Here is a 23,578-nt window from a genome sequence, read left to right on the forward strand (position 1 = left end):
AAACCACTGTTCTATTTTTTTTAAAACATATTGTTTTATGAAACACAGAAAACTGAGTAGGGTAACCAAAAAATGGCTATTGCAGATCTAGATAAACAGCCCGACTCTGTATCGTCGGTTCTGAAGGTTTTTGGCATCTTACAAGCCTTGGGTGAAGAGCGGGAAATTGGTATTACCGAACTTTCTCAACGGGTAATGATGCCTAAGAGCACAGTGTACCGCTTTCTTCAGACCATGAAGTCCTTGGGCTATGTTGCCCAAGAGGGCGAATCAGAGAAATACTCCTTGACGTTGAAGTTATTCGAGTTGGGAGCTAAAGCACTACAAAATGTCGATTTAATTCGTAGCGCTGATATACAAATGCGTGAATTATCCAATGAAACTCGTGAAACTATTCACTTGGGTGCCTTGGATGAAGATGGCATTGTTTATATCCATAAAATCGATTCTATGTATAACCTGCGGATGCATTCTCGCATTGGGCGTCGTAATCCACTGCACAGTACGGCAATTGGTAAAGTGCTGCTGGCATGGCGTGACCGCGGTGAAGTAGAAGAAATCTTGTCTCATATCGAATTTACCCGTAGCACTAAACATACGTTGGCTAGCGCCGCAGAACTATTGCCCGTGCTGGATAAGGTCCGTGAACAAGGTTTTGGCGAAGATATTGAAGAACAAGAAGAGGGGTTGCGTTGCATCGCAGTACCTGTTTTCGACCGCTTCGGCGTCGTGATTGCTGGGTTAAGTATTTCCTACCCAACATTGCGTTTCTCAGAAGGCAGCAAGAGCGATATTGTGAAATCTTTACATCGTGCCGCGCGCAATATTTCAGAACAGATGGGCTATCGCGAGTATCCTTTCTAAGGAAACCGCCCCATTAGGGTAAATACCGTATAATTATTGGATATTTTTAATCAGCTGTTAATTATAACTATTTATTCCTTCCCATGCCAAACGGCTCCTCTTATCAGGAGCCGTTTTTATTGACAATCTCCGCGCTGGGCGGCAACGTCAAGGCACTTAATGCATCACTTCTTAAATCTTAATAATTATGATTTAGCAGCATTGTTTACGGTCTATTTAGTTCTGCTGAGTCACTATAACGGTGCTTAAACATATTATATAGGGAGAAATATGATGAGGAAGTTATTAAGCGCCGGGATATTACTGTTGCTCGCTGGTTGTAGCAGTTCCCAACATGATAATCAGCATAAATTGATAGATCGGGGTGATTATAAGGTTGATAGCAGTGTATCTTCAGTTGCCCAGAATGCCCGAGTGCGGTTCTTGGTGCTGCATTATACCGCGCTAGATGATGCACAATCACTGAAAGTACTGACACAAGGACAGGTCAGCGCCCATTATCTGGTCAAAACTCATCCTGATAATTTGGATGGCAAACCGGTGGTTCTGCAATTGGTTCCTGAGTCTGAGCGTGCTTGGCATGCTGGCGTCAGTGATTGGCATGCTGGCGTCAGTGATTGGCATGGGCGCAGTAGCCTCAATGATACCTCGATAGGCATTGAAATCGTCAATAAGGGGTTCACTGAGAAGATGTTGGGCCGGCAGTGGTACCCTTATAACGAATCACAAATTCAATTGATTGAGCGGCTAACCAAGGACATTATTGAGCGTTATAATATTGACCCGACAGATGTTGTTGCCCACAGTGATATTGCTCCCCTAAGAAAATCCGATCCCGGTCCCTTGTTTCCATGGCAGCGTTTAGCTGAGCAGGGCATTGGTGCCTGGCCTGATAACGCGACAGTGACAAAATATATTGATGGCCGAAATAAAAATGATCTGGCCTCCGTGGCGGTTATCCAGCAGGCGCTAGCCCGCTATGGCTACAAAATCCCACAGACGGGCGAGTTAGATGATGAAACTCGTCAGGTCATTACGGCATTTCAGATGCACTTCAGGGCGGATGATTTCAGCGGTGCTCCGGATGTAGAAACAGAAGCCATTGCCTTGGCGCTAGTTGAGAAATACCGCGCTGTTGGTTCTTGAGGCACCGTCGGAGTGCATGAATGCGTTAAAAACAAAAAGCCAGTCTGCTGACTGGCTTTTAATGGCTAACGAGTGATATTTACTGATGGGCTAAATCGCCATCATCATCACTGTTGAGAATCTCTTTATCTGTTTGTTTCATCAATTGGCTGGTAATGGTTCCTGCCGTCATTGAACCACTCACATTCAATGCGGTACGGCCCATATCAATCAATGGTTCAACTGAGATAAGCAAAGCAACCAGTGTGACCGGTAAGCCCAGCGCAGGTAACACAATCAATGCTGCAAAGGTCGCGCCGCCGCCAACACCGGCGACACCGGCTGAGCTGATAGTGACAATGCCGACCAGTGTGGCAATCCACATTGGGTCGAGCGGGTTAATGCCGACAGTGGGGGCGACCATCACCGCTAGCATGGCAGGATAAAGTCCCGCGCAACCATTTTGGCCGATAGTGGCGCCGAAAGAGGCTGAGAAGCTGGCGATAGATTCAGGGACGCCCAAACGGCGAGTTTGTGCTTCTACATTCAGTGGGATGCTGGCAGCACTGGAGCGGCTGGTAAAGGCAAATGTCAGCACGGGCCAAACTTTGCGGAAGAATTTCAGTGGGTTAATGCCAGTGAAAGACAGCAGCACGCCGTGTACCACAAACATAATGGCCAGGCCCAAATAAGAGGCAACCACAAAACTGCCCAGTTTGATGATGTCTTGAATATTAGAGCCTGCAACTACTTTGGTCATCAAAGCCAGTACGCCGTATGGTGTCAGCTTCATCACCAAGCGCACGAGCTTCATTACCCAGGCTTGTAGAGTGTCAATCGCTACCAGTACCCGCTGGCCTTTTGCTACATCGTCTTTCAGCAATTGCAGGGAGGCGATACCCAGGAATGTTGCAAAGATAACAACGCTAATAATTGAGGTTGGGTTGGCACCGGTTAAATCGGCAAACGGATTTTTGGGGATAAAGGACAGAACCAGTTGAGGCACGGTCAAGTCAGTTACTTTGCCGAGATAATTGCTTTCGATAGCGCTTAAACGCGCTGATTCTTGTGTGCCTTGCACCAGCCCATCGGCAGTTAAGCCAAACAGATTAGTGACCAGTACACCGACCAGTGCGGCAATTAATGTGGTGAACAGCAATGTGCCAATGGTCAATACACTGATTTTACCCAGTGAAGCGGCATTATGCAGTTTGGCAACAGCACTTAAGATAGAAGCAAATACCAATGGCATAACAATCATTTGCAACAATTGTACATAGCCATTACCGACAATATTAAACCAAGTGATAGATTCTTTTAGCACCGGATTATCTGCGCCATAGACCCATTGCAGCCCCAGACCAAATAGCACACCCAGTCCCAGACCTACCAAAACTTTTTTGGACAGACTCCATTGTTTATGCCGAGTTTGTGCCAATAGTAATAGCAGTGCCACAAATAACAGCACGTTAATCACAAGCGGTAGGTTCATCCCCAAATCTCCAAATTATTATTTTAAATATTGGCTGCTTATTCTGTTGCAATTATTAGCTGGAATAGCGCCACACACAGTCAACTGTGTAATTAGGCGCGTATGTTAGCAGTTCCTAAGTCGGCTCACTTATATCCAAAAAGAATGTTATATAAATTTTTGCCACTATTTGTATGGGATGTGTACAATTTGGTGATTATTTGCCCATTAAAATGTGATCACAATCTAAAATTCTTCAATTGTTCCATATAGGATTGCAGTGGAATGGTGGTGTCAGTTTGCCAATAGACGGAAAAACAGACTAATAGAACACATAATACGCGTTCTAATTGGTTACCTTTCTGTGGCCGCAGTAGCGGAATACAAAAACGCCAGCGGCACGGCCATAACAGTGGGACACCTGCCGGTGTAATCATATCGGCCAATAGATGGCTGAAATAGCCAATAATCATCGCGTGGAATGCATCAGCGGGGATAATCCAATCGCGGGAGATATCCATTTGAAACAGAGCAATACCGCCAATCACGGCCAATAAGCTATGAGTAAATCCGCGATGACCAAATGCGCGAGCAATAGGGGTCGATATCCACTTTAGCCGTTGACCAAGGATGGATTTGGGGTGGTCAATGTCTGGCAGCAAGGACGTTAACAGGGCGCCAGGTATAATATGCCACCAGTCGCCATGTGCCAGTTCAGGTGTGAGGCCGACTTTCTTGGCAAAAATAACGCAGGCGACAGAAAAAATCAGGTGTCCTTCTCCTGTCATACGTGAATTCCGAATCTGTAGCTGTTGATTTATCCAGTATATGAGATTTGTCTCGGTATGAATAGCCGTTACGCTGTAACTAAATGTCTCATTTTTTGCCAACTGAACCGGTGTTTTAGCGGCAAATCATTCAGGGGGTAAATATAGAAGTGTAAAGCGGAGTATTAAGCTGCAGACAGTGGGCAGTAATGCGCGGTTTTGCAGCAATATACCGGCATAAAAAAAGGGAAAAGCGACCGGGAGTCAACTTTTCCCCAAAGTAATACGGGTATGGGCATAATCACAAATAATGATGAGGGTACTAACAACCAAACTTTTATTAACAACTACACATCTATAAGGCCAAAATTAGAAGCTGTATTGCACGCCTACACGATAGCGAGTTTGGCGCTCGTCAGTGGTTTTGCTGCCAGCAACGTTACCGATAGCAACATATGGCTTCCAATTTTTATCCCACTTGTAAGCGACTTTCAGGTCATGACTCCATTCTTCTTTCTCTTTATTTGCCAGAATTTCGTCTTCGGATTTCTTGTAGTTCAATTCATATTCAGCTGAATAGTTTTTCAAGAAATTATAGGCAAACAACATGGTGAACTCATGGCCTTTCTCTGTGGCTTTAGTCTGAGCTGGCTGGTTACGTTTGTAGTATGGGCGGTAACGCAGTGATGTTGAGAAATCATCAGTGAAGGATACTTTGCCGCGCAGGTAAGGGCGGTAGTTATTAGAGTCAGAAGAAGATTCTAATGAGAAACCAGGTTCCAGTTGGAATGTTTTATTGAACTGATAAACATAACTGGCAACCACTTCAGTGCCATTACTGACTTGCTCGTTGAATGGTTTATTCGGGGTAGTATCGGAGCTGTGCTGGCCCCATTTTCCCTCTAAAGATAAACCAAAGCCATTTGCAAAACGGTTGGAAATCAATAAACGATCTTTATGATCAGATTTACTGGTATCTTTCATTTCGTGCCGGTAGTCAATTGTTGTTGCCACGGAGCTAAAGCTGATTACAGATGCCACTGCCAGAGTCAGTAATTTAAATTTCATTTTTATATAATCCCAGGGTTATGGTTATTTAAATCAAAAGTCATTAACAATTTAATAAAGAATCAACATACGACTAAAAAACAATTTCACGAACAAAGAAACAATGTTTCATTTATTGTGAATGCATATTCTATTTATATTAATAAATATTTTTGTGATCCAGATCTGTGTTGGTGATTAATTTTTTAAACAGATATTAAATTGTGATGTCGGTCTGATTGGCTATTATTTTTTTGTTTATAAAACGAAATAACCCCGCCAAATTAATGGCAGGGTTTAATAACAACTTAAGTTAAATTAATTCATTAACGCATTGCGCGTTTCAGAATACGGTCACCTTGTTTATTAAAGTATTCTGCTGTTTCTTGTACTGTCTTCTGGCCATAGTCGATATATTGAATTGCATCGCCGAACAGTGAAACGATTTGCGGATCATCAAAGTATGGTGAAGTTGTCATTTTGTGTGGCAATTCCAGTGCCATATTTAAGCCGGCAACAGAAGGATCTTCATCTTTAATAACCCCGGAGGAGCGAAGTTGAGCGACAGCAGTGGCACTCAATGGTACGCCACGCTCCAGACCCAATGCTTCAACACCTTCTTTGCTGTTCAATAAGAAGTTGATTAACATCGCACTTTCTTTTGGATGCTTGGTTGTTTTACCAATTGAAAGCATCTGTGCAGGTTTAAAGAATAAGCCAGCATCTTTTGCTCCTGGCAGCATTGGGTATGGGCCAAGATCCAATTTTGCAGGTTTGGTCAAGTTATCGGAATACTTAGTTATTGTGGAGTTCCACATATAAGTACCGGCCCACTCACCATTAATCCATGGCTTCATTTCATACATATTACTTTTGCCGAATGAAGCATAGTATTTGGTGGATGGCATAACATGACTATCTACCATGGTCTTATACATGGTAAAGAACTCAACCCACTGTTCTGGCGTGTAGGCAAATTTCTTACCTGCTTCATCAATAGTAGGAATATTATATTTTTGAGTCATATAAGAGCGGATTAATGCTAATGTATCTTGGTGCTCTAATACTACTGGGTAATATTGATCACCCAGTTTCTCTTTAAATACTTTACCCGCAGCAAGTAATTCATCCCATGTTTTAGGATATGCTAAACCTGCTTTAGCCCAGGTTGCATCATTGTAATAAAAGATACGAGCAGTAACTGAAATTGGAATACCATTCAATTTGCCATTAACTGTTGTTTGTTGCAGTTCTTTCGGATCAAATTGTGCCAAATCCAATTGTTCTTTTACGTTAAACAGATTGTAGAAACCAGTACCGTCTTTAGAGAAAATAGGCAACCAGTTCCAGTTAGTCTGCATAACATCTGGCTCAGTACCCCCGGCAATCTGTGTTGTCAGGCGAGATAAGTGACCATCCCAGCCGGTATACTCCGATTTAACATTAATATTCGGATGTTGTTTGTGGAATTCTTCAATAGCTTTCAATGTTACCTGGTGGCGGCCATTACCCCCCCACCATGACATCCGTAAATTAACTTCGTCCTGTGCTGCAAAAGCCTGATGCGACAATAATGCCAGAGTGGATGCTATCAGCGTGTGTAGGATCGCTTTTTTCATTGGGTACTGCTCCTGTTAAAGAGAGATATTTTTTTCTGTTTTTGCATCAAAGATATGGCATTTATCCATATCAAACTGGAAGTACACGGTGCGATGCAGACCATTTTCGATAATAGGTCGTGCTTCGTCAGACGGCAGACGACAGGTCAGCTCAAAGTCATCAACTTTGATATACATAAAGAATTCGTGACCCATGTTTTCCGTACGGACTAATTCACCTTGTGAGTGATTTTCAGTAAATGGACTCAGAGACATGCTGACGAATTCAGGACGTACACCAAAGAACACTTTTTCCCCGGTGTGGGCAGCGACTTTGGCTTGCTGTCTTTCATTCAATACCAGGGTGTATTGACCGACGGTCAGGCCAATTTCCCCGTCTTTTTCTACCAGCGTGCTCGGTTTGATATTCATTTCCGGCGCGCCGATAAAACCGGCAACAAACATATTGGTAGGGTAGTGATAGAGATTATCTGGGGTATCGACTTGCATAATGTGGCCCAGTTTCATCACACAGATTCGGTCGCCCATGGTCATGGCTTCGGTTTGGTCGTGGGTAACGTAAACTGTCGTTGCTGCTTTACCGCTTTTTTTCAACTGCTTATGTAAATCAGAAATACGAATACGCATGGAAGCACGCAGTTTGGCATCCAAGTTTGATAATGGCTCATCGAATAAAAATACATCGGGCTTTTTAACAATGGCGCGGCCAACGGCCACACGCTGTGCTTGACCACCAGACAGCTGACGCGGTAGGCGCTCTAGCAGATCTTCTAACTCCAAAATCTTCGCAGCTTCAGCAACTTGCGTCTCAATTTGGTCTTTTGGCATTTTGCTTAACTTCAAACCAAAAGCCAGATTCTCTTTAACGGTCATGTGTGGATATAGCGCATAGTTCTGGAACACCATGGCAATACCACGTGATTTCGGGGCCAAATTATTGACCACCCGGTCACCAATTCGTACTTCACCATCACTGATAGTTTCCAGCCCGGCTAACATGCGCAGGGTAGTGGATTTAGCACAGCCAGATGGGCCAACAATAACCATAAATTCGCCATCATGGATTTTCAGATCAATGCCATGAACCGCGCGGAAACCGTTGGAGTAAACTTTGCCTAATTTGTTGAAAATGACTTCAGCCATGATAAATCCTCTATTAACCTTTAATTCCGCTGCTGGTTACGCCTTGAACGAAGTAGCGTTGAGCCAGGAAGAAAACAATGATGGACGGCAGAATGGAGATGCTCGCCATTGCCAGAATTTCGTTCCACGGTGCGCCTTCGGTCACGTCAATCGACATTTTCAGAGCCAGCGCTATCGGGTACTTATCTACGCTGTAGACATAAATCAGTGGGCCGATAAAGTCGTTCATTGACCACATGAACTGGAACAAGGCCACGGAGATAATGGCTGGCTTCAAGATTGGCACGACCACGTACCACAACACTTGGAAGGAGTTACATCCGTCAATTTGTGCAGCTTCTTCCATGTCGCGAGGTACACCGCGTAGGAATTGGATAAGCATAAAGACGAAGAACCCTTGTGTCGCAAACGCCAATGGCAGATACAGCGGCATATAGCTATTCAGCATGCCCATTTCACGGAACATGATGTACTGAGGAATCAATAACACGGTACTTGGCAGCAACATGGTGGTGATTAATGTTGCAAACCAGAATTTCTTCCATGGAATTTCAAAGCGTGCAAAACCATACGCCACGATAGTGGAGGAAATAATTGTCAAAATAACTTTCGGGATAACAAACTTAAAGGTGTTAAGCATGTAGTGACCGAAGTTATATTCAGTGCCCGTCTTCCAACCGTTAACAAAACCATCTCGTGTTGGATGTTCTGGCCATAATCCTAATGTGGTGAAAATTTCATTATTAGGTTTAAAGGCTGCTGAGAACATCCACAGCAATGGGTAAAGCATCATCAGCCCGACAATAATCAAAACAATATAGCGAAGAACAGCACTGACTTTGGCTTTACGTAATGTGCGGCTAATTTCCGCATCAGCAATATCCTGCGCCAGATCTAATTTTTTCTGGTTGGAATTTTGTTGTACGTCAGTCATTTTTTCCTCCTTTATCGGCGGAGTAGAAGACCCAATATTTAGAAGATTTAAATGCAATTGAGGCAAATAGGGCGACTACCAGGAATAATATCCAGGCCAGTGCCGCACCGTATCCCATATCAAAGTATTTAAACGCTGTATCGTATATATAGAGCGAGAATAAATAAGTGTAATGGGTTGGGCCACCACCGGTGATGACATAAGGTGCAGTAAACTCTTGGAATGCCTGGGTGGTTTGCATGATAAAGTTGAAGAAAATAACCGGCGTAATCAGTGGCACGGTGACTTTCATAAACATCTGCCATTTAGACGCGCCATCAATCATCGCGGCTTCATATTGTGACTGCGGTACGTTTTGCAATGCGGCCAAGAAGATAACCATGGCAGAACCAAACTGCCAAACACGCAGTAATGTTACCGATGTCAGTGCTAGTGCTGGCTCTCCCAGCCAGTTAATTGCATCAAATCCGAATACCCCGATAAAACCATTAAGCAGGCCATCAATGGCAAATAGAGCGCGCCATAACACCGCAATCGCTACGCTACTGCCGAGGATTGACGGAATATAGAATGCGGTACGGAAGAAGCCGATACCGCGTAATTTAAAGTTCAGTACAAAAGCGATCCCCAGAGCAAATGCCAGTTTTAATGGAATAGTAAGAAATACATAAGCGAAAGTAACGCCCATGGATTTCCAGAATAAATCATCTTCAAGGAACATATGACGGTAATTCTCGATCCCGTTATAAACGGGAGGGTTCATTAAGTCATACTCAGTAAAACTGAGAAAGAAAGATGATACAAAGGGGAAGGCCGTGAATATTATCAACCCTATTATATAAGGTGATATATAGGCTAACCCCAGCATTCTGTTTTCATTCATAATGCTTACCTATTTTTAATAACATGAAAGATAAATAAAACTACTGATTCAAAAGCGTCGGATAAATAAAATCGATATCATATAGAGTGCGGCTTTCTCCGTTCACTCGATAATCTCCGTGGATGTAACCACCATTGGTAATAAATTGCGGTATTGCGGCCAATTTATTTTGTTTGGCGGCAATTAAGGTTAATAAAGCTAATGCAATCGGGTTATCGAGACGGAAATAACGGTGTTCCGCTGATTCGACAAACAGGCCGCGATGATAATGCTGTGTAAATAAGTCATCGCCAATTTGCCAGGCTAACTCAAATAGTTGCTTACATTGGCAATGCTCAGCCAGCTCAACTAATGCCAGCAGCAGATAAGGGGTGGCTGCCGGTCTTTGGCGGTCCATCAGTGCGGCACGACGTTCTGGTTTATTTAATTCAGCCAACTGCCAGCGGTGCAGCAATACAGCAATCAAGTCCAGCAATTCGTCATCTTCACTTGCACGCCAGGCGCGCACCAGCGGCAACAGGTAATCAACCTCTAATGGGAAGGGGGAGATAATTTTACCTTTTGCGCCGTAATAACCATCGCGTTGCAAGACATAGCCGCTCATATCTTGACCATCGTTCCATAACGGGCGCAAGGTATTGCTCTCAACGTCATAAGCAAAACGATAGTAATTCTTAAGACCATCAGTAACCCATTGCAGAACTTCTGTATCAGGTTGTTGGCGCAAGATATCCAACATTGCCAATGGGTTATCAATCAGTAATGGCCGCATGTCACGGAACAAAACATTGGCTTCACGGGCAATTTCACCAAACTCAGGGCCAAACTGACGTTTTGCCCGATCGCCATACCAGGATTGGGTCTGGTTATCATCTGCCGGTAGGGGGCGGCGTTGCTGTGGCGAACTGAATTGATAAACGGGCAATCCTGTTTCAGGATGGCGGGCTAAGACGTATTGACGATATAAATGTTTTCCCCACGCCGCAGCGGCGATATCACCGGTGTATTCTGCATATTTATAGGCAGCGTAAATCAGGTCAGTGCCCGCATTCACGAAAGTTAGGCCTTTGGTCTCTGGCAATTGCGGTAATGCTTCAGGTTTAACCACATCGTGGCGCGCATGAGTGAAAACATGTGGGTCGCGTTGTTTGTCATAACTCCCATGACGCCCTAGATCCAGTGTTTGCCAATCTTCGACATGGGCATGCCAGAAGCCTTGTAAGAAATTAAGTGTTTTTTCCCGATCAACACTAAGCAGCAGGTCGTAATAGGGCAGATGATGTTTAAGTTCATGCACTTGCGCTTTTGACTCAGGCCCTTCGGTTTGTAACGAATCCAGATTCAGGAAACGGTGCCCGCCCCAATAGAACAACCCGCTGTGTTCATGAGTGCCGTGTTGCATGAAATAACGGCTCTGCACCTGAGCTTGCTGGTGATATTGCGGGTCTTGGGTTACCAGACTGAGCGTGTCCAGGGTTCGTAACCAGTTTTGTTGACTAGCAAAGTTAGATATCGGAATATTACGACCATCTGGGAATTTCCAGACGACGGGGTGGTGAGTCAACACATCAAAACCATCGGCCATGAGCGGAGTGGGGTTTTGATTGCTGTGGCTAACAGACTGGACTAAATCAACATAGCTACGAATAGCGCTGAGCCAGTTAATCATTGCTGCGTCGCTGCCTTTAATGTTGCCGACAAAATCCATCACCGTAACCCCATCATAGAAACATCAGGTCGGAACCGGTTTAAGGTTCCTTATAAATAGAAACATCGTTTCAATCTATTATATTTGTATTTACTGGCGAGTCATTGGGCGAATGACAAAAGTGTGATCGAAGTCGGAACGTTGTTTTGAATTTTTTATTTTTGCATTTCTGAACGGATTTTTGACGAGAATGTATTTGTTAACTATTTGATAAATAAGTAATAAAAAAGGCACAACTGAAGTTGTGCCTCGATAGAGTTTTGAGCTGGATTATGGCGAGTAACCGCAGGAAATAGTCCTTAACTCAAATTAGTGATATTTATCGGTTTAGCGTGCTAACCAACCACCATCGACGGCGATAGTGTAGCCGCTGATGTAGTCAGAGGCTTTGGAGGCCAGGAAGACCACCGGGCCTTTCAGGTCATCAGGTAAGCCCCAACGACCCGCCGGGATGCGGTCAAGGATCTCTTTGCTGCGTTCTTCATCTTTACGCAACTGCTGGGTGTTGTTAGTTGCCATATAACCTGGCGCTACAGCGTTCACATTGATGCCATGTTTCGCCCATTCGTTGGCTAACAGACGGGTCACACCCATCACGGCACTTTTCGATGCAGTATAGGAAGGAACGCGGATACCGCCTTGGTAAGACAGCATGGAAGCCACGTTGATGATTTTCCCGCCATGACCTTGCTTGATAAATTGCTTGGCAACAGCTTGAGACATAAAGAACACCGTCTTGATGTTAACGTTCATGACATCGTCCCAGTCCTTTTCGCTGAAGTTGATCGCATCTTCACGGCGGATGATCCCGGCGTTATTGACCAGAATATCGATTTGGCCAAATTCAGCGACAGCACGTTCTAACAGGGCAGGGATGCCATCAATCTTGCTCAGGTCAGCCGTCAGACTTAAGAAACGGCGGCCTAATGCGGTCACTTTCTCAATGGTATCTTTTGGCTCAACAATATTCACACCAACGATATCACAACCCGCTTCGGCTAAACCAATCGCCATGCCTTGGCCCAAACCTGTATCACAGCCGGTAACCAGAGCAACTTTACCCTTTAATTCAAAGGAATCTAAGATCATAGCTAACATCTCTCTCAAGGCGGTCAAAGAGTACCGCGATTATACTATTGGGGAGAAAACCGCCCAAAGGACGGCTTTGGTTGGTGACGCTTAACGCTGTTGACAAACATTTAGCGCAGTTCGCTAACGGCGATATGGTCCATATCACCGAAGACTTGGTTTTCACCCACCATGCCCCAGATGAAGGTGTAACGCTTAGTGCCTACACCTGAATGGATAGACCAGCTCGGTGAGATAACCGCCTGCTCGTTATGGACGAGTAAATGGCGTGTTTCCTGCGCTTGGCCCATCATGTGGAATACAGCGGTTTCGTCGTCCATATCAAAGTAGAAATAGACTTCCATGCGGCGATCATGGGTATGACACGGCATGGTGTTCCAAAGGTTGCCGGGCGCCAGTTTGGTCAAACCCATGGTGAGCTGGCAGGTGGGTAACACATCAGGCACGATATATTTATTGATAGTGCGGCGGTTACTGGTGGCATCGTCACCCAATGTTTGTGGTGCGGCCTCTGCTAGCGTGATTTTCTTATTTGGGTAAGAGGTATGTGCCGGGGCACTGTTGTAATAGAACTTGGCCGGTGTTTGGCTTTCGAGGCTACTAAAGGTGACAACTCGGGCACCTTTACCGACATACAATGCTTCTTCGCGGCCAATCTCATAAACCTGACCATCGACACTTACCAGGCCCGGGCCACCAATATTGATGACGCCCAGTTCACGGCGCTCCAAAAAGTAACTCACACCTAACTGCTTGCCCACCTCGTCACCAATACTGACCGTTTTCTCGATAGGCAGGATCCCCCCCACAATGATGCGGTCAATGTGGCTATAGGTCATGGTGTACTCATCAGCGACAAAAATATTTTCGATGAGAAATTCACGACGCAGGCCGGCGGTATCGAGTTGCTTTGCATGGTCACTATGAATGCTTTGACGAACTTGCATATCGGTGCCTCTCTTTGAATTCGGGCCGGTGTTTCTTTTGATGTGGTGATGATAGTATTTGCGGGAAGTTAATTCAATTAAAATGAAATGATGTTTTATTATTTTTTGAGGGACGTCATGATTTTTGGATTAATTATGTTCAAACTGTGGATTTTGGCCGTAGAATGAGCCGAATTCAGCGTAAAACTGTGACTACGCTACACCTGAAACTATTTTGCATAATAATGAGGAGAAACTATGAAGATGTTTTTTATTAATGATGAAACGCCTTGGGAAGAGTTGGGTAATGGCATTAAACGTAAAGTCATGACCTGGAGTGATGACCTGATGATGGTCTGCGTTCACTTTGATAAAGGGGCGATTGGTGTTGCGCACAAGCATGATATTCATGACCAGATTGCTTATGTTGCGGCCGGCAGTTTTGAAGTGGAAATCGAAGGGCAGAAACGTATTTTGAAAGCAGGCGACGCCTATCGTGCGGTGAAGAATGAGATGCACGGAGCGGTATCACTGGAAGATAACAGTATTTTGATCGATACCTTTAATCCTAAACGGGCTGATTTCCTGTAAAACCTATTCAGGCGGCTGCATAGCGATTTCAGCCGCCTTACTATCACAAAAATCATTAGCTTTCGATAAAGCCGCCGTCATCTCAATCTATCGTGGCGTCACTGCTGGTTACGAAATATCCTCGCGACGTAATTGTTCTAACGATGCTAACTGAATATCGGCTAATGCCCAGCGGGGGTCAGAGCGGTACTCTTCTGACGGAATGACGATAGAGCGCATCCGTGCGGCTTTAGTGGCAATCATCCCATTGACTGAATCTTCCAGTGTGACACATTGCAGTGGGTCGACCCCCAAGTCAGATGCAGCATTCAGATAGACTTCAGGATGTGGTTTGCTGTAGGGCAGATATTCTGCGGAAACTAAGCGGTCAAAATAGGTTTCAATACCTAATAGGGCCAACACACGTTTTTGCATATGTAAGGGCGAGGCCGATGCTAGGCCGATTTTTAGCCCTTGTTGGCGGCAAAGATTCAACGCATATTCAACTCCCGGCAACACCGGACGTTTTTCTTCAACCAGTTCGATGGCTCTGGCAATAATGAGTTTGCAGACCTCAGCCTGACTTGGCCCTTGCCATGGCATGGCCTGGTACCACATCTTGACCACTAAATCGATGCGCAAGCCCAAGGTATCGGGCAGGGTATCGCGCGAGGTGGTATCCAGCCCAAGTGAGGTGAAAATATCAAGTTCAGCCTGTAACCATAAAGGCTCCGAGTCAATCAGCAAGCCGTCCATATCGAAAATTGCGGCCTTAATCGGGTGCGGGGTCGCCATTTATTATTACTCCTGTTTGGTCTCTAGCGATGGACTTAACACTTTATCATTGGTTGATAATGATTGAACCCGCAGAACGCAATTCTTTGTCTTACATCGGGGGTCATTTATTAAGTTAATGATATTGCGCCGGATGAGCTAGTCTTGAGTGGGGGAGAAACGCAAGAATTTGCGCAAAATTCTGCCCAAGACTGGGGTGTTGCGGGTAAACTAAGGCCACATAAGTGGTGGTATTTACAAGGAGAAGTCATGACTTATCAACAGGCTGGGCGTGTCGCTGTTATCAAACGGATAGCCGGGTGGCTCGTTTTTATTCCAGCACTGCTGTCAACATTGATTTCAATTATCAATTTTGCCTATCAATATAGTCAGAAAAGCACGGGAGTTAATGCGGTTATGTTGGATTTTATCCACGTGATGACCGATATGATCCGCTTCAACACGACTTTTCTGGACATCTTCTGGTACAACTCGCCAGTGCCGGATGTTGAACAAGGTTTTTCAACCCCGAACATCATGTTCTTTATCATTTATATGCTGATTTTTGTTGGCTTGTCATTGCAAGCCTCCGGTGCGCGAACGTCACGGCAAGTGCGCCACATCCGCGAGGGCATTGAAGATCAAATGATTTTGGAACAAGCCAAGGGCAGTGAGGGGCGCAGCCGGGAACAGTTGGAAGAGAAGATAGTCCTACCGCATCACACTATATTTTTGCAGTTTTTTACCTTATATATTCTGCCAATAGTGATAGGTGTGGTGTGCTATTTTGTCATCAAACTGTTGGGGTTGATGGCCCAAGGATAACGCCGCGCGTGGGGCGCTATTTTAATGCATCATGAAAAGGCCCATCATTTAGGGCCTTTTCTGTATTTATCCAATTGAAATTAAACAAAATTAATCTCTTGAAAGAATTTTCTGACGACTGACTCGCGAGACTCGTCTTGCACTCACAATATTGCTTCACTGATTGTCTTATGCTGTGCAACTATTTCCTCTGTTATATCAGTAGCGTTATGAACGTTTTTATATCAAAGAAAATGCGTAATTTTATTATTTTGGCTCAAACCAACAGCATGGCGAAGGCCGCTGAAAAATTACACATGACAGCTTCACCTTTCGGCAAGAGTATCGCGGTGCTGGAAGAGTTGGTGGGATATTCACTGTTTACCCGCAATGAGAAGAATATCAGCCTAAATAAAGCCGGTCAGGAGCTTTATCAGGAATTATTCCCTATTTATCAACGATTATCGGCCATTGATAATACCATTGTTGCGATGTCTCATCGGCAGAAAAATATCGTCATTGGTATCGATAATACATATCCCACGATCATTTTTGATCAATTATTCAGTCTCAGTGATAAATATGATGGCGTCACCGCTCAGCCCTTTGAGTTTAGTGAAAACAGTGTGATAGACGATTTACTCGACCGACGGGTGGATTTTATTATCTCACCACAGCAAGCTTCACCGCGCGTCACACACATTGATAGTTTGCAAACCACGGAACTGCCTTTATTACGCCTCGGTTTTTTGGTCTCACGCCGTTTTGAACATTGCCAGTCGCTGGAATTATTGAATACATTGCCGTGGTTACAAATGCGATTTCAAAATCGGGCTAATTTTGAATCCTTATTAGATGCGCATTTCCGCGCTATTGGGATTAACCCGACCATCATTTATCGCCCATACAGTTTTATGGCAAAAATTAGCGCGGTAGAACAGGGGCAGTTTCTTACCGTTGTGCCGCAGTTTGCTTACCGGTTAGTTAACCCGGCCAAATTGAAATATTTTGATGCGCCAAATCAGCCCATGTATATGCGCGAGTATCTCTATTCACTCAAGAATAATCACCATATAGAACAGGTCATGGGCTATATACACTCAGACCGTGACGGCGATTAAGGGGCTAGCATGGAGCCAAATTCGAACAAATTTTGATGTAGCCGGAATGCTTGCGCTAAATCGTGATGCAAATGTCCTCCTTTGGCCAGTGCCAGATATTGGTGCAGATAGTCACGATAGCTAGGATGGGCGCAGTGATTGATAATCGCGCTGGCGCGTTGCAGCGGTGATAAGCCGCGTAAATCCGCAACACCTTGTTCTGTCACGATAACTTTTACGCTGTGCTCACTATGATCAACATGGGTGCACATCGGCACAATGGTGGAGACTTTCCCGCCCTTGACGATAGAGGGGGCCATGAAAATCGACAGATAGGCATTGCGCTCAAAGTCGGCGCTGCCGCCAATGCCATTGACCAATTCTGTCCCCGCGACATGGGTGGAGTTGGCGTGGCCGTAAATATCAAATTCCAACCCCACATTAAGCGCAATGACACCTAAGCGGCGAATAATTTCCGGGTGGTTAGAAATCTCTTGGGGCCGCAGGACAATTCGGTTGGCGAAGAAATCCATGTTGTCATAGATTTTTTTCAGTGCGGTAGGTGAAATGGTTAAGCTGGAGGCACTGACGCCCAGCACTTTTTCTGTTTCCAACAGCGGCACCACGGATTCCTGCAACACCTCGGAATACATCATAAATGGCGGAATATCAGGGTTTTCCCCCAAGCGCTTCATGACCGCGTTATTGATGTTCCCGACCCCACTTTGCAGCGGAAGAAATTCGGTGGGAATACGCCCTAATGTCAGCTCGTTTAATAAGAAATTGACCACATTGTCAGCAATTTTCTCACACAATGGGTTGACGCGGTCAAGGCTGTTACTGGCATCGGGCAACTCGGTATTGACGATACCAACCACTTTGGCGGGATCAATTTGTACATAAGGTTGGCCCACTTTATCCAGAGCATGGAATATTGGCAGGGTATTGCGCCGTGGCGGGGCCCCCAGTAGCACAATATCAGCCAGCTCCGCGACTCGGGGGCTGTGATAATGATTTAATTCGATGATGATTTTCTTAGCTTTATGCAAAAAAATAGGGGAGTTGCCAATGCCGCTGGTGAGATAAACTTTGCCATCGGCGGTGATGGCACTGGCTTCAATGACCGCCACATCAATATCACCAAAGAAACCATAGTTGACCATTTGCGCGACTTCACTCAGATGCAAATCAACAAAACTGACGGCCCCTTGGTTGATTTTTTCCCTTAATAATGAAGCTGTTTGATACGGGGCTCGCCATGTAACGGCATCGGCAGCGGCCAACTCATCATCAGCCAAGGCACTGATTGAGGCCCCGGTCAGCAAGCGGATTTGGAACTCTTTTTGCTGCTGATGATGTGCCATGGCGCGCTTGGCTATCGCCCCCGGCAGCACTTTGGGCGCACCGGCGGGAGTGAAGCCACTGAACACCACCATATTTCCATGCTCAATACACTCGGCGGCTTCATCAGCAGTCAATATGCAATAGGACGGTTTCATTGAGAAATCCTTTAGCAAGAGGGGTTAATGGCCAAGAAAGTTCGGTTTACGTTTCTCCATAAATGCGCTCATGCCCTCTTGATAGTCAGCGCTATCATAAACCGCGCGCCGCATGCCTTGAATGCGCTCAAATTCATCAGAATTCATGGTGTGGGCTTCACCTAAAACGCGAAGTTCTTCTTTGATGACCGCAATGGCCAGCGGGGCTTTTTCGGAAATAACATGGGCCAGTTTTAAGGTGAAATCTTCCAGCTCTTCAGCGGCAACCACATGATTAAGAATGCCGACTGACAGGGCGCGCTCGGCGGTAATGGGGCTGGCGGTGAAAATCAGTTCTTTCACAATGTGAAAGCCTGCATCACGAATCAGGTTGTGGATGCCGACCAGATTGTAAGGCACGCCCAGATTCACCGGGGTCATTGAAAAGGTTGAATGACTGCTGGCGATGATAATATCTGAACTCATGATCATCTCAAATGCGCCGCCCCAGACACTGCCCTCAACCATGGAAATGATGGGTTTAGGATATTTTTGGATGGCGCGGGTGATTTGGCGCAGCGGATCGTCATAGGACAGTGGGTCGCGGCGGCCGCGGGGTAATTCGTGGATATCATGACCGGCTGAAAACACTTTTGAGCCCTCGGCCGCCCGTAAAATAATGCAGCGAATATCGGTATTGTTGAGGTCATGCAATGCCTGCATTAAGTCATCCATAAAGACCTTGCTTAAGGCATTGAGTTTACGGGCGTGATTGAACTCAATAATGCCAACCCGATTGGCAATCAACACTTTTACATACTGATAAGACATAATCATTTCCTTAATGGATAATCTGTTGCGTAATAAAGTGAGTGATGGCTCTGATGCCGGCCCGTGGCGAGATTTGGTTTTGGTGCAGCAGATTGTCTATGTGCTGATAATGTGCGCGCACCTCGGGGTGTGAAAACAGTGCGGCGAGCGCATTTACCTCGATTTGACGGCGAACCCAGTCTGCATTTTGCCGCTGGCGTAAGCTGGCCAATTGCCCGCTCTGAGTCATGACCGGCCAAAAGGTCTGTATTGCTTGCCAAACTTCGCGGATCCCGCGTTTCTCCAGCGCACTACAGCTGAGGACGCGCGGCTGCCATGCCGGATATTTGCGGCGGATGATATTCAGCGCGCTGCGGTACATATGGCGGGCAATATCGACATTGATATGATTGTCGCCATCATCTTTATTGATGACGATAAAATCAGCCATTTCCATGATGCCTTTCTTGATGGCTTGCAGGTCATCGCCCGCCCCAGCAATCTGTAGCGAGAGAAAGCAGTCCACCATGGCTGCCACTTCAGTCTCTGATTGGCCCACCCCCACAGTTTCCACAATAACAATGTCATAACCCGCTGCTTCACAAAGCAAAATCAGCTCGCGGGTGCTTGGGCTGATGCCACCAAGCTGCCCTCTGGAGGGGACTGGCCGCACAAAAGCATGCTCGGCGCGCGCCAAATTCAGCATGCGGGTTTTATCCGCCAAAATGCTGCCGCCACTGAGGGGGCTACTGGGGTCGACGGCAATGACCGCCACCTTGTGGCCTTGCAATAGCAGTTCCTCGCCGAGGGCTTCGAGAAATGTGCTTTTCCCCGCCCCGGGCGTGCCAGTGACCCCCAGCCGTTTAGCCTGCCCGGTGTAGGGCATAATGCTGTCCAATAATTGCGCACTTAATGCTTGATGCTGGGGCAGGCTACTTTCTACCAGGGTCATGGCTTGTGCCAGTGCTGCCCGATCGCCTTGACGCAAACGGAGGATGTAATCGTCCAGATTGTCGAGATTAATCATGGTGGGCACTAATGAGTTTTAAGACATCGCGCACACTGGCTAGCATCGGAGTACCCGGGCCATAAATGGCGGCCACACCGCGTTCGCGTAAGAAATCATAGTCTTGCGGAGGAATGACACCGCCGGCGACCACACAAATATCCTGACGTTGGTATTGGCGTAATGCTGCCACCAATTCAGGAATTAACGTTTTGTGGCCAGCAGCCAGTGATGAGGCGCCGATAACATGGACATCGTTTTCAACCGCCAGCCGGGCAATTTCAGCTGGGGTGGAGAACATCGGGCTAAGGTCGACATCAAAGCCAAGGTCAGAATAGGCACTGGCAATCACTTTCGCCCCGCGGTCGTGGCCATCTTGCCCCATTTTGGCAATCAGGATCCTGGGATGTCGGCCATGCTCTACCAAGAAACTTTGGCTTTGTGCGAGGATGTTATCAAACTCCTGCGCATCATTTTCGTTTTGGTGATAACTGTGGGCAATGACACCAGTCACGCACTCACTTGGCACCAGATAGCGGTCAAATGTTGTCTCCATGGCATCGGAAATTTCACCCAGCGTCGCCCGTAGGCGCGCGGCATGAATGGCGGCCTCTAATAAGTTTTCATGATGTCCCGCTGCGTGGCGCAATTGAGCCAATGCTTGTTGCACCGCGTCATTGTCGCGGCGGGCGCGGATATCATTCAGTTGGGCAATTTGTTCATTGCGCACTTTGACGTTATCAATCTCCAGCACCTGAGTGTCAGCTTCTTTTTCCAGCTTATATTTATTCACGCCGACAATGACACGCTTGCCTTGGTCAATCAGTGCTTGTTCGCCGGCGGAAGCCTCTTCAATCATGCGTTTGGGCAGCCCGACTTCAATGGCTTTAGCCATCCCGCCGACATCATCAATGTGCTGGATGATTTTTCGTGCTTGTTTGACCATTTGGTCTGTCAGTGACTCCACAAAATATGAGCCGGCCAGTGGGTCAATGGTGCGGCAAATTTCTGACTCTTCCTGAATGATGATTTGGGTATTGCGCGCAATACGCGCCGAAAAATCAGTCGGTAGACCGAGGGCTTCATCAAAGGCGTTGGTATGTAAAGATTGCGTGCCGCCAAGTGTCGCGCCGAGCGCTTCGATGGTGGTGCGAATGATATTGTTGTAGGGGTCTTGCTCGGTCAGGCTCCAACCCGAAGTTTGACAGTGTGTGCGCAGTGCCAAGGATTTAGGGTCAGTGGCACCAAACTGGCTGACGGCTTCACTCCACAGATAACGTGCTGCGCGCAGCATGGCAATGTTCATAAACAAGTCCATGCCAATGCCGAAAAAGAATGAGAGGCGGGGCGCAAAATCGTCAATATTTAAACCGGCTTTCAGCGCCGCTTTGATGTATTCAATCCCATCGGCGATAGTAAAGGCCACTTGCTGGACACAGTTGGCACCGGCTTCCCCCATATGATATCCACTGATACTGATCGTGTTAAAGCGCGGCATATTTTGGGAGCTCCAGGCAATGATGTCTGAAATAATGCGCATGGAGGGCTTGGGCGGATAAATATAAGTATTGCGGCACAGATATTCTTTCAGAATATCGTTTTGTATCGTGCCGGTCAGTAATGCCGGGGCAATACCTTGCTCTTCGGCGGCGACAATATAAAACGCCATAATCGGCAACACTGCGCCATTCATGGTCATCGAGACCGACATTTTGTCTAATGGGATTTGGTCAAACAGGACTTTCATGTCCTCGACGCTATCAATGGCCACACCAGCTTTTCCCACGTCGCCTGCAACCCGCGGATTGTCGGAGTCATAACCGCGATGAGTCGCGAGATCAAATGCAACAGACAGGCCTTTTTGCCCGGCAGCTAAATTTTTGCGGTAAAAGGCATTTGACTCTTTAGCTGTTGAAAAACCTGCATATTGGCGAATAGTCCAGGGCTGCGCGGCATACATTGTTGCCCGTGGGCCTCTGACGTAAGGTGCTATTCCTGGCAGTGACCCTGTCACTTCCAACCCATCAAGATCACTGGCGGTATACAGCGCTTTTACCGCGATACCTTCCGCAGTGTGACGGACTAAATCTTCGATTTTTTTTCCTTGCCGGTTCAGTTCTTTATTAGCAAGGTTTTCCCACTCGCGGATATCTACCATTTTACGACTCCCCATTATTGGCAATAGCATCCCATTAAGGAGTGTGAAATTTCCTTAGTGAAGGCTCTTGATTTTATTTAAGTAAGCGCTTTTTCGTGGCCATTGTCGCGGGCAAAAAAGAACAGGGTTGGCGGTCATTATTCGACGTCAGGGATGAGTCTAATCTGTGGTTTGGCTCATACTTTTTTAGAAAAAGTTTTTATTGCAGGCTATTGGGGCATAAAAAAAGCACCGCTAATGAGCGGGGTATCCCGCTGTTAGGGTGCTATTTATCTGTGGCGCACTAAAGTTTGTCGGAATGCAGCAGTTGTTCAACAGCTTTCTGTGCATTAATCCAATGCTGCCCGCCGAACAGATTGCTGCGATTCAATAAGTAATAAAGTTGATAAATAGGTTGGCGCTCAATAAAGCCCGCAGGGAGTGGCCAAACGCTCTGATATCCATCATAAATTTGTGCTGGAAGTTCTGGGTAGAGTGGCAACATGGACAGGTCACACTCGCGGTCACCCCAGTAACAGGCGGGATCAAAAATAACCGGGCCATGAGCGCTGGAAGCACAGTTCGCTGGCCATAAATCGCCATGTAGCAGTGAGGGTTGCGGCTGGTGGCCCTGTAAGCGCTCTTGAACCAGCTGGGTGATATGGTCTATATCGCCAAATGACATCCCTTTTTCAGCCGCCAATTGTAATTGCCAGCCGATGCGCTGTTCGGCAAAAAATTGCGCCCAGCGGCGCTGCCAGCTGTTGGGTTGTGGCGTAGTAGACAAATCATTATCAAAATCCAGCCCAAATTGCAGCTGTTCACTCCATTGATGCAGATGCGCTAATTGTTGCCCCAGACAATAGGCATTGTGGGCATCTAACAGCTTTAGTGGGATATATTCAAGTAGCAGGAAACTGTATTCACGATCACTGCCCACACCATAAACTTCAGGTACCCGAACCGTTTTGCTGCGGGCCAGGAGCGAAAGTTGGTCCGCTTCTGCGGTGAATATGGGCAGCATTTCACGGCTATCACATTTGATGAAAACCTCAGTGTCACCATAGCTAAGACGCCAGGCATCATGAATATCTCCGCCGGGCAGTTCGGTTCTTTCTCGAATTTCAGCGGGGCCGAGATATTCACTTAACAGACGATTCACTGCTTGCCACATGATTTACCCCCTATCAGCTGCCAGTTATACGTTTCATTCATGATGATTGAGACGTTGTTCGCTTGCTGCCTACCTGTAAGCCAATTGATGTTGGTTACAAATTCAGGTTAACTTTTTTATGATGTGAAGAACAAGAGCCTGTGTGCCGG

At 46.3% G+C, this 23,578-nt stretch carries 21 protein-coding genes; 5 read left to right on the forward strand and 16 right to left on the reverse strand.

Annotation, left to right across the window (positions count from 1 at the left end):
• Positions 1-72 precede the first annotated feature (72 nt).
• Both kdgR and D5F51_RS07600 read left to right on the forward strand, forming a co-directional pair.
• Positions 73-864 carry a DNA-binding transcriptional regulator KdgR gene (kdgR, locus tag D5F51_RS07595; RefSeq protein WP_129196046.1) on the forward strand — a complete coding sequence of 264 codons (792 nt, stop codon included), beginning with the start codon at positions 73-75 and terminating at the stop codon, positions 862-864.
• A gap of 273 nt (positions 865-1,137) precedes the next feature.
• Positions 1,138-2,010, forward strand: a complete 873-nt coding sequence (locus D5F51_RS07600) for an N-acetylmuramoyl-L-alanine amidase (protein ID WP_129199254.1) — start codon at positions 1,138-1,140, stop codon at positions 2,008-2,010.
• A gap of 79 nt (positions 2,011-2,089) precedes the next feature.
• Here D5F51_RS07600 and D5F51_RS07605 read toward each other — a convergent pair whose 3' ends face one another.
• From D5F51_RS07605 to kduI, 10 genes are all read right to left on the reverse strand, one after another.
• Positions 2,090-3,481, reverse strand: a complete 1,392-nt coding sequence (locus D5F51_RS07605) for an L-cystine transporter (protein ID WP_025378440.1) — start codon at positions 3,479-3,481, stop codon at positions 2,090-2,092.
• A 218-nt stretch (positions 3,482-3,699) separates the two neighbouring features.
• Positions 3,700-4,248 carry a metal-dependent hydrolase gene (locus D5F51_RS07610; protein ID WP_025378439.1) on the reverse strand — a complete coding sequence of 183 codons (549 nt, stop codon included), beginning with the start codon at positions 4,246-4,248 and terminating at the stop codon, positions 3,700-3,702.
• A 348-nt stretch (positions 4,249-4,596) separates the two neighbouring features.
• Entirely contained in the window at positions 4,597-5,295 is a 699-nt protein-coding gene (locus D5F51_RS07615) for an oligogalacturonate-specific porin KdgM family protein (RefSeq protein ID WP_005161701.1), read from the reverse strand.
• Between the two features lie 305 nt (positions 5,296-5,600).
• On the reverse strand, positions 5,601-6,893 hold the full coding sequence (locus tag D5F51_RS07620; protein WP_087769272.1) for an ABC transporter substrate-binding protein: 1,293 nt from the start codon (positions 6,891-6,893) through the stop codon (positions 5,601-5,603).
• 15 nt (positions 6,894-6,908) lie between these two features.
• Positions 6,909-8,036: an ABC transporter ATP-binding protein gene (locus D5F51_RS07625; RefSeq protein ID WP_129196047.1), complete on the reverse strand. Its 1,128-nt coding sequence runs from the start codon at positions 8,034-8,036 to the stop codon at positions 6,909-6,911.
• Between the two features lie 13 nt (positions 8,037-8,049).
• Positions 8,050-8,970, reverse strand: coding sequence for a carbohydrate ABC transporter permease (locus D5F51_RS07630; RefSeq protein WP_025378437.1), 921 nt, complete (start codon positions 8,968-8,970; stop codon positions 8,050-8,052).
• Positions 8,963-9,853: a carbohydrate ABC transporter permease gene (locus tag D5F51_RS07635; protein ID WP_025378436.1), complete on the reverse strand. Its 891-nt coding sequence runs from the start codon at positions 9,851-9,853 to the stop codon at positions 8,963-8,965. Before D5F51_RS07635 ends, D5F51_RS07630 begins: the two co-directional genes overlap by 8 nt.
• Positions 9,854-9,893: 40 nt before the next feature.
• Complete coding sequence (locus tag D5F51_RS07640) at positions 9,894-11,561, reverse strand: pectate lyase (RefSeq protein WP_129199256.1); 1,668 nt, start codon at positions 11,559-11,561, stop codon at positions 9,894-9,896.
• Positions 11,562-11,888: 327 nt separating this feature from the next.
• On the reverse strand, positions 11,889-12,650 hold the full coding sequence (gene kduD, locus D5F51_RS07645; RefSeq protein WP_025378434.1) for a 2-dehydro-3-deoxy-D-gluconate 5-dehydrogenase KduD: 762 nt from the start codon (positions 12,648-12,650) through the stop codon (positions 11,889-11,891).
• Between the two features lie 110 nt (positions 12,651-12,760).
• Positions 12,761-13,597 carry a 5-dehydro-4-deoxy-D-glucuronate isomerase gene (gene kduI, locus D5F51_RS07650; protein WP_129196048.1) on the reverse strand — a complete coding sequence of 279 codons (837 nt, stop codon included), beginning with the start codon at positions 13,595-13,597 and terminating at the stop codon, positions 12,761-12,763.
• A gap of 237 nt (positions 13,598-13,834) precedes the next feature.
• Here kduI and D5F51_RS07655 point away from each other — a divergent pair, with 237 nt between their 5' ends.
• Positions 13,835-14,167: a cupin domain-containing protein gene (locus D5F51_RS07655; protein WP_025378433.1), complete on the forward strand. Its 333-nt coding sequence runs from the start codon at positions 13,835-13,837 to the stop codon at positions 14,165-14,167.
• Positions 14,168-14,275: 108 nt separating this feature from the next.
• On the opposite strand, the gene hxpB is transcribed toward D5F51_RS07655, so the two are convergent.
• A complete protein-coding gene (gene hxpB, locus D5F51_RS07660; RefSeq protein ID WP_129196049.1) occupies positions 14,276-14,941 on the reverse strand; it encodes a hexitol phosphatase HxpB in 666 nt (221 codons plus the stop codon).
• Between the two features lie 249 nt (positions 14,942-15,190).
• On the opposite strand from hxpB, the gene D5F51_RS07665 reads away from it, so the two are divergent.
• On the forward strand, positions 15,191-15,745 hold the full coding sequence (locus tag D5F51_RS07665) for a YniB family protein (protein ID WP_129196050.1): 555 nt from the start codon (positions 15,191-15,193) through the stop codon (positions 15,743-15,745).
• Between the two features lie 209 nt (positions 15,746-15,954).
• Positions 15,955-16,845, forward strand: a complete 891-nt coding sequence (gene srsR / locus D5F51_RS07670; RefSeq protein ID WP_129196051.1) for a LysR family transcriptional regulator SrsR — start codon at positions 15,955-15,957, stop codon at positions 16,843-16,845.
• On the opposite strand, the gene scpC is transcribed toward srsR, so the two are convergent.
• The 5 genes from scpC to D5F51_RS07695 all read right to left on the reverse strand — a co-directional run bounded on the left by scpC (position 16,842) and on the right by D5F51_RS07695 (position 23,429).
• Entirely contained in the window at positions 16,842-18,323 is a 1,482-nt protein-coding gene (gene scpC / locus D5F51_RS07675; protein WP_129196052.1) for a succinyl-CoA:acetate CoA-transferase ScpC, read from the reverse strand. The genes srsR and scpC overlap by 4 nt on opposite strands.
• 24 nt (positions 18,324-18,347) lie before the next feature.
• Complete coding sequence (gene scpB, locus D5F51_RS07680; RefSeq protein ID WP_025378429.1) at positions 18,348-19,133, reverse strand: methylmalonyl-CoA decarboxylase; 786 nt, start codon at positions 19,131-19,133, stop codon at positions 18,348-18,350.
• 10 nt (positions 19,134-19,143) lie between these two features.
• Positions 19,144-20,139: a methylmalonyl Co-A mutase-associated GTPase MeaB gene (meaB, locus tag D5F51_RS07685; protein WP_129196053.1), complete on the reverse strand. Its 996-nt coding sequence runs from the start codon at positions 20,137-20,139 to the stop codon at positions 19,144-19,146.
• Positions 20,132-22,276: a methylmalonyl-CoA mutase gene (gene scpA, locus D5F51_RS07690; protein WP_129196054.1), complete on the reverse strand. Its 2,145-nt coding sequence runs from the start codon at positions 22,274-22,276 to the stop codon at positions 20,132-20,134. Before scpA ends, meaB begins: the two co-directional genes overlap by 8 nt.
• Before the next feature lie 283 nt (positions 22,277-22,559).
• The gene (locus D5F51_RS07695; RefSeq protein ID WP_087769267.1) at positions 22,560-23,429 is read right to left on the reverse strand and encodes a fructosamine kinase family protein; all 870 of its coding nucleotides are present in this window, start codon (positions 23,427-23,429) and stop codon (positions 22,560-22,562) included.
• Positions 23,430-23,578 lie beyond the last annotated feature (149 nt).

It is taken from the genome of Yersinia hibernica (assembly GCF_004124235.1).
In the GTDB taxonomy this organism is placed as follows: Bacteria; Pseudomonadota; Gammaproteobacteria; order Enterobacterales; family Enterobacteriaceae; genus Yersinia; species Yersinia hibernica.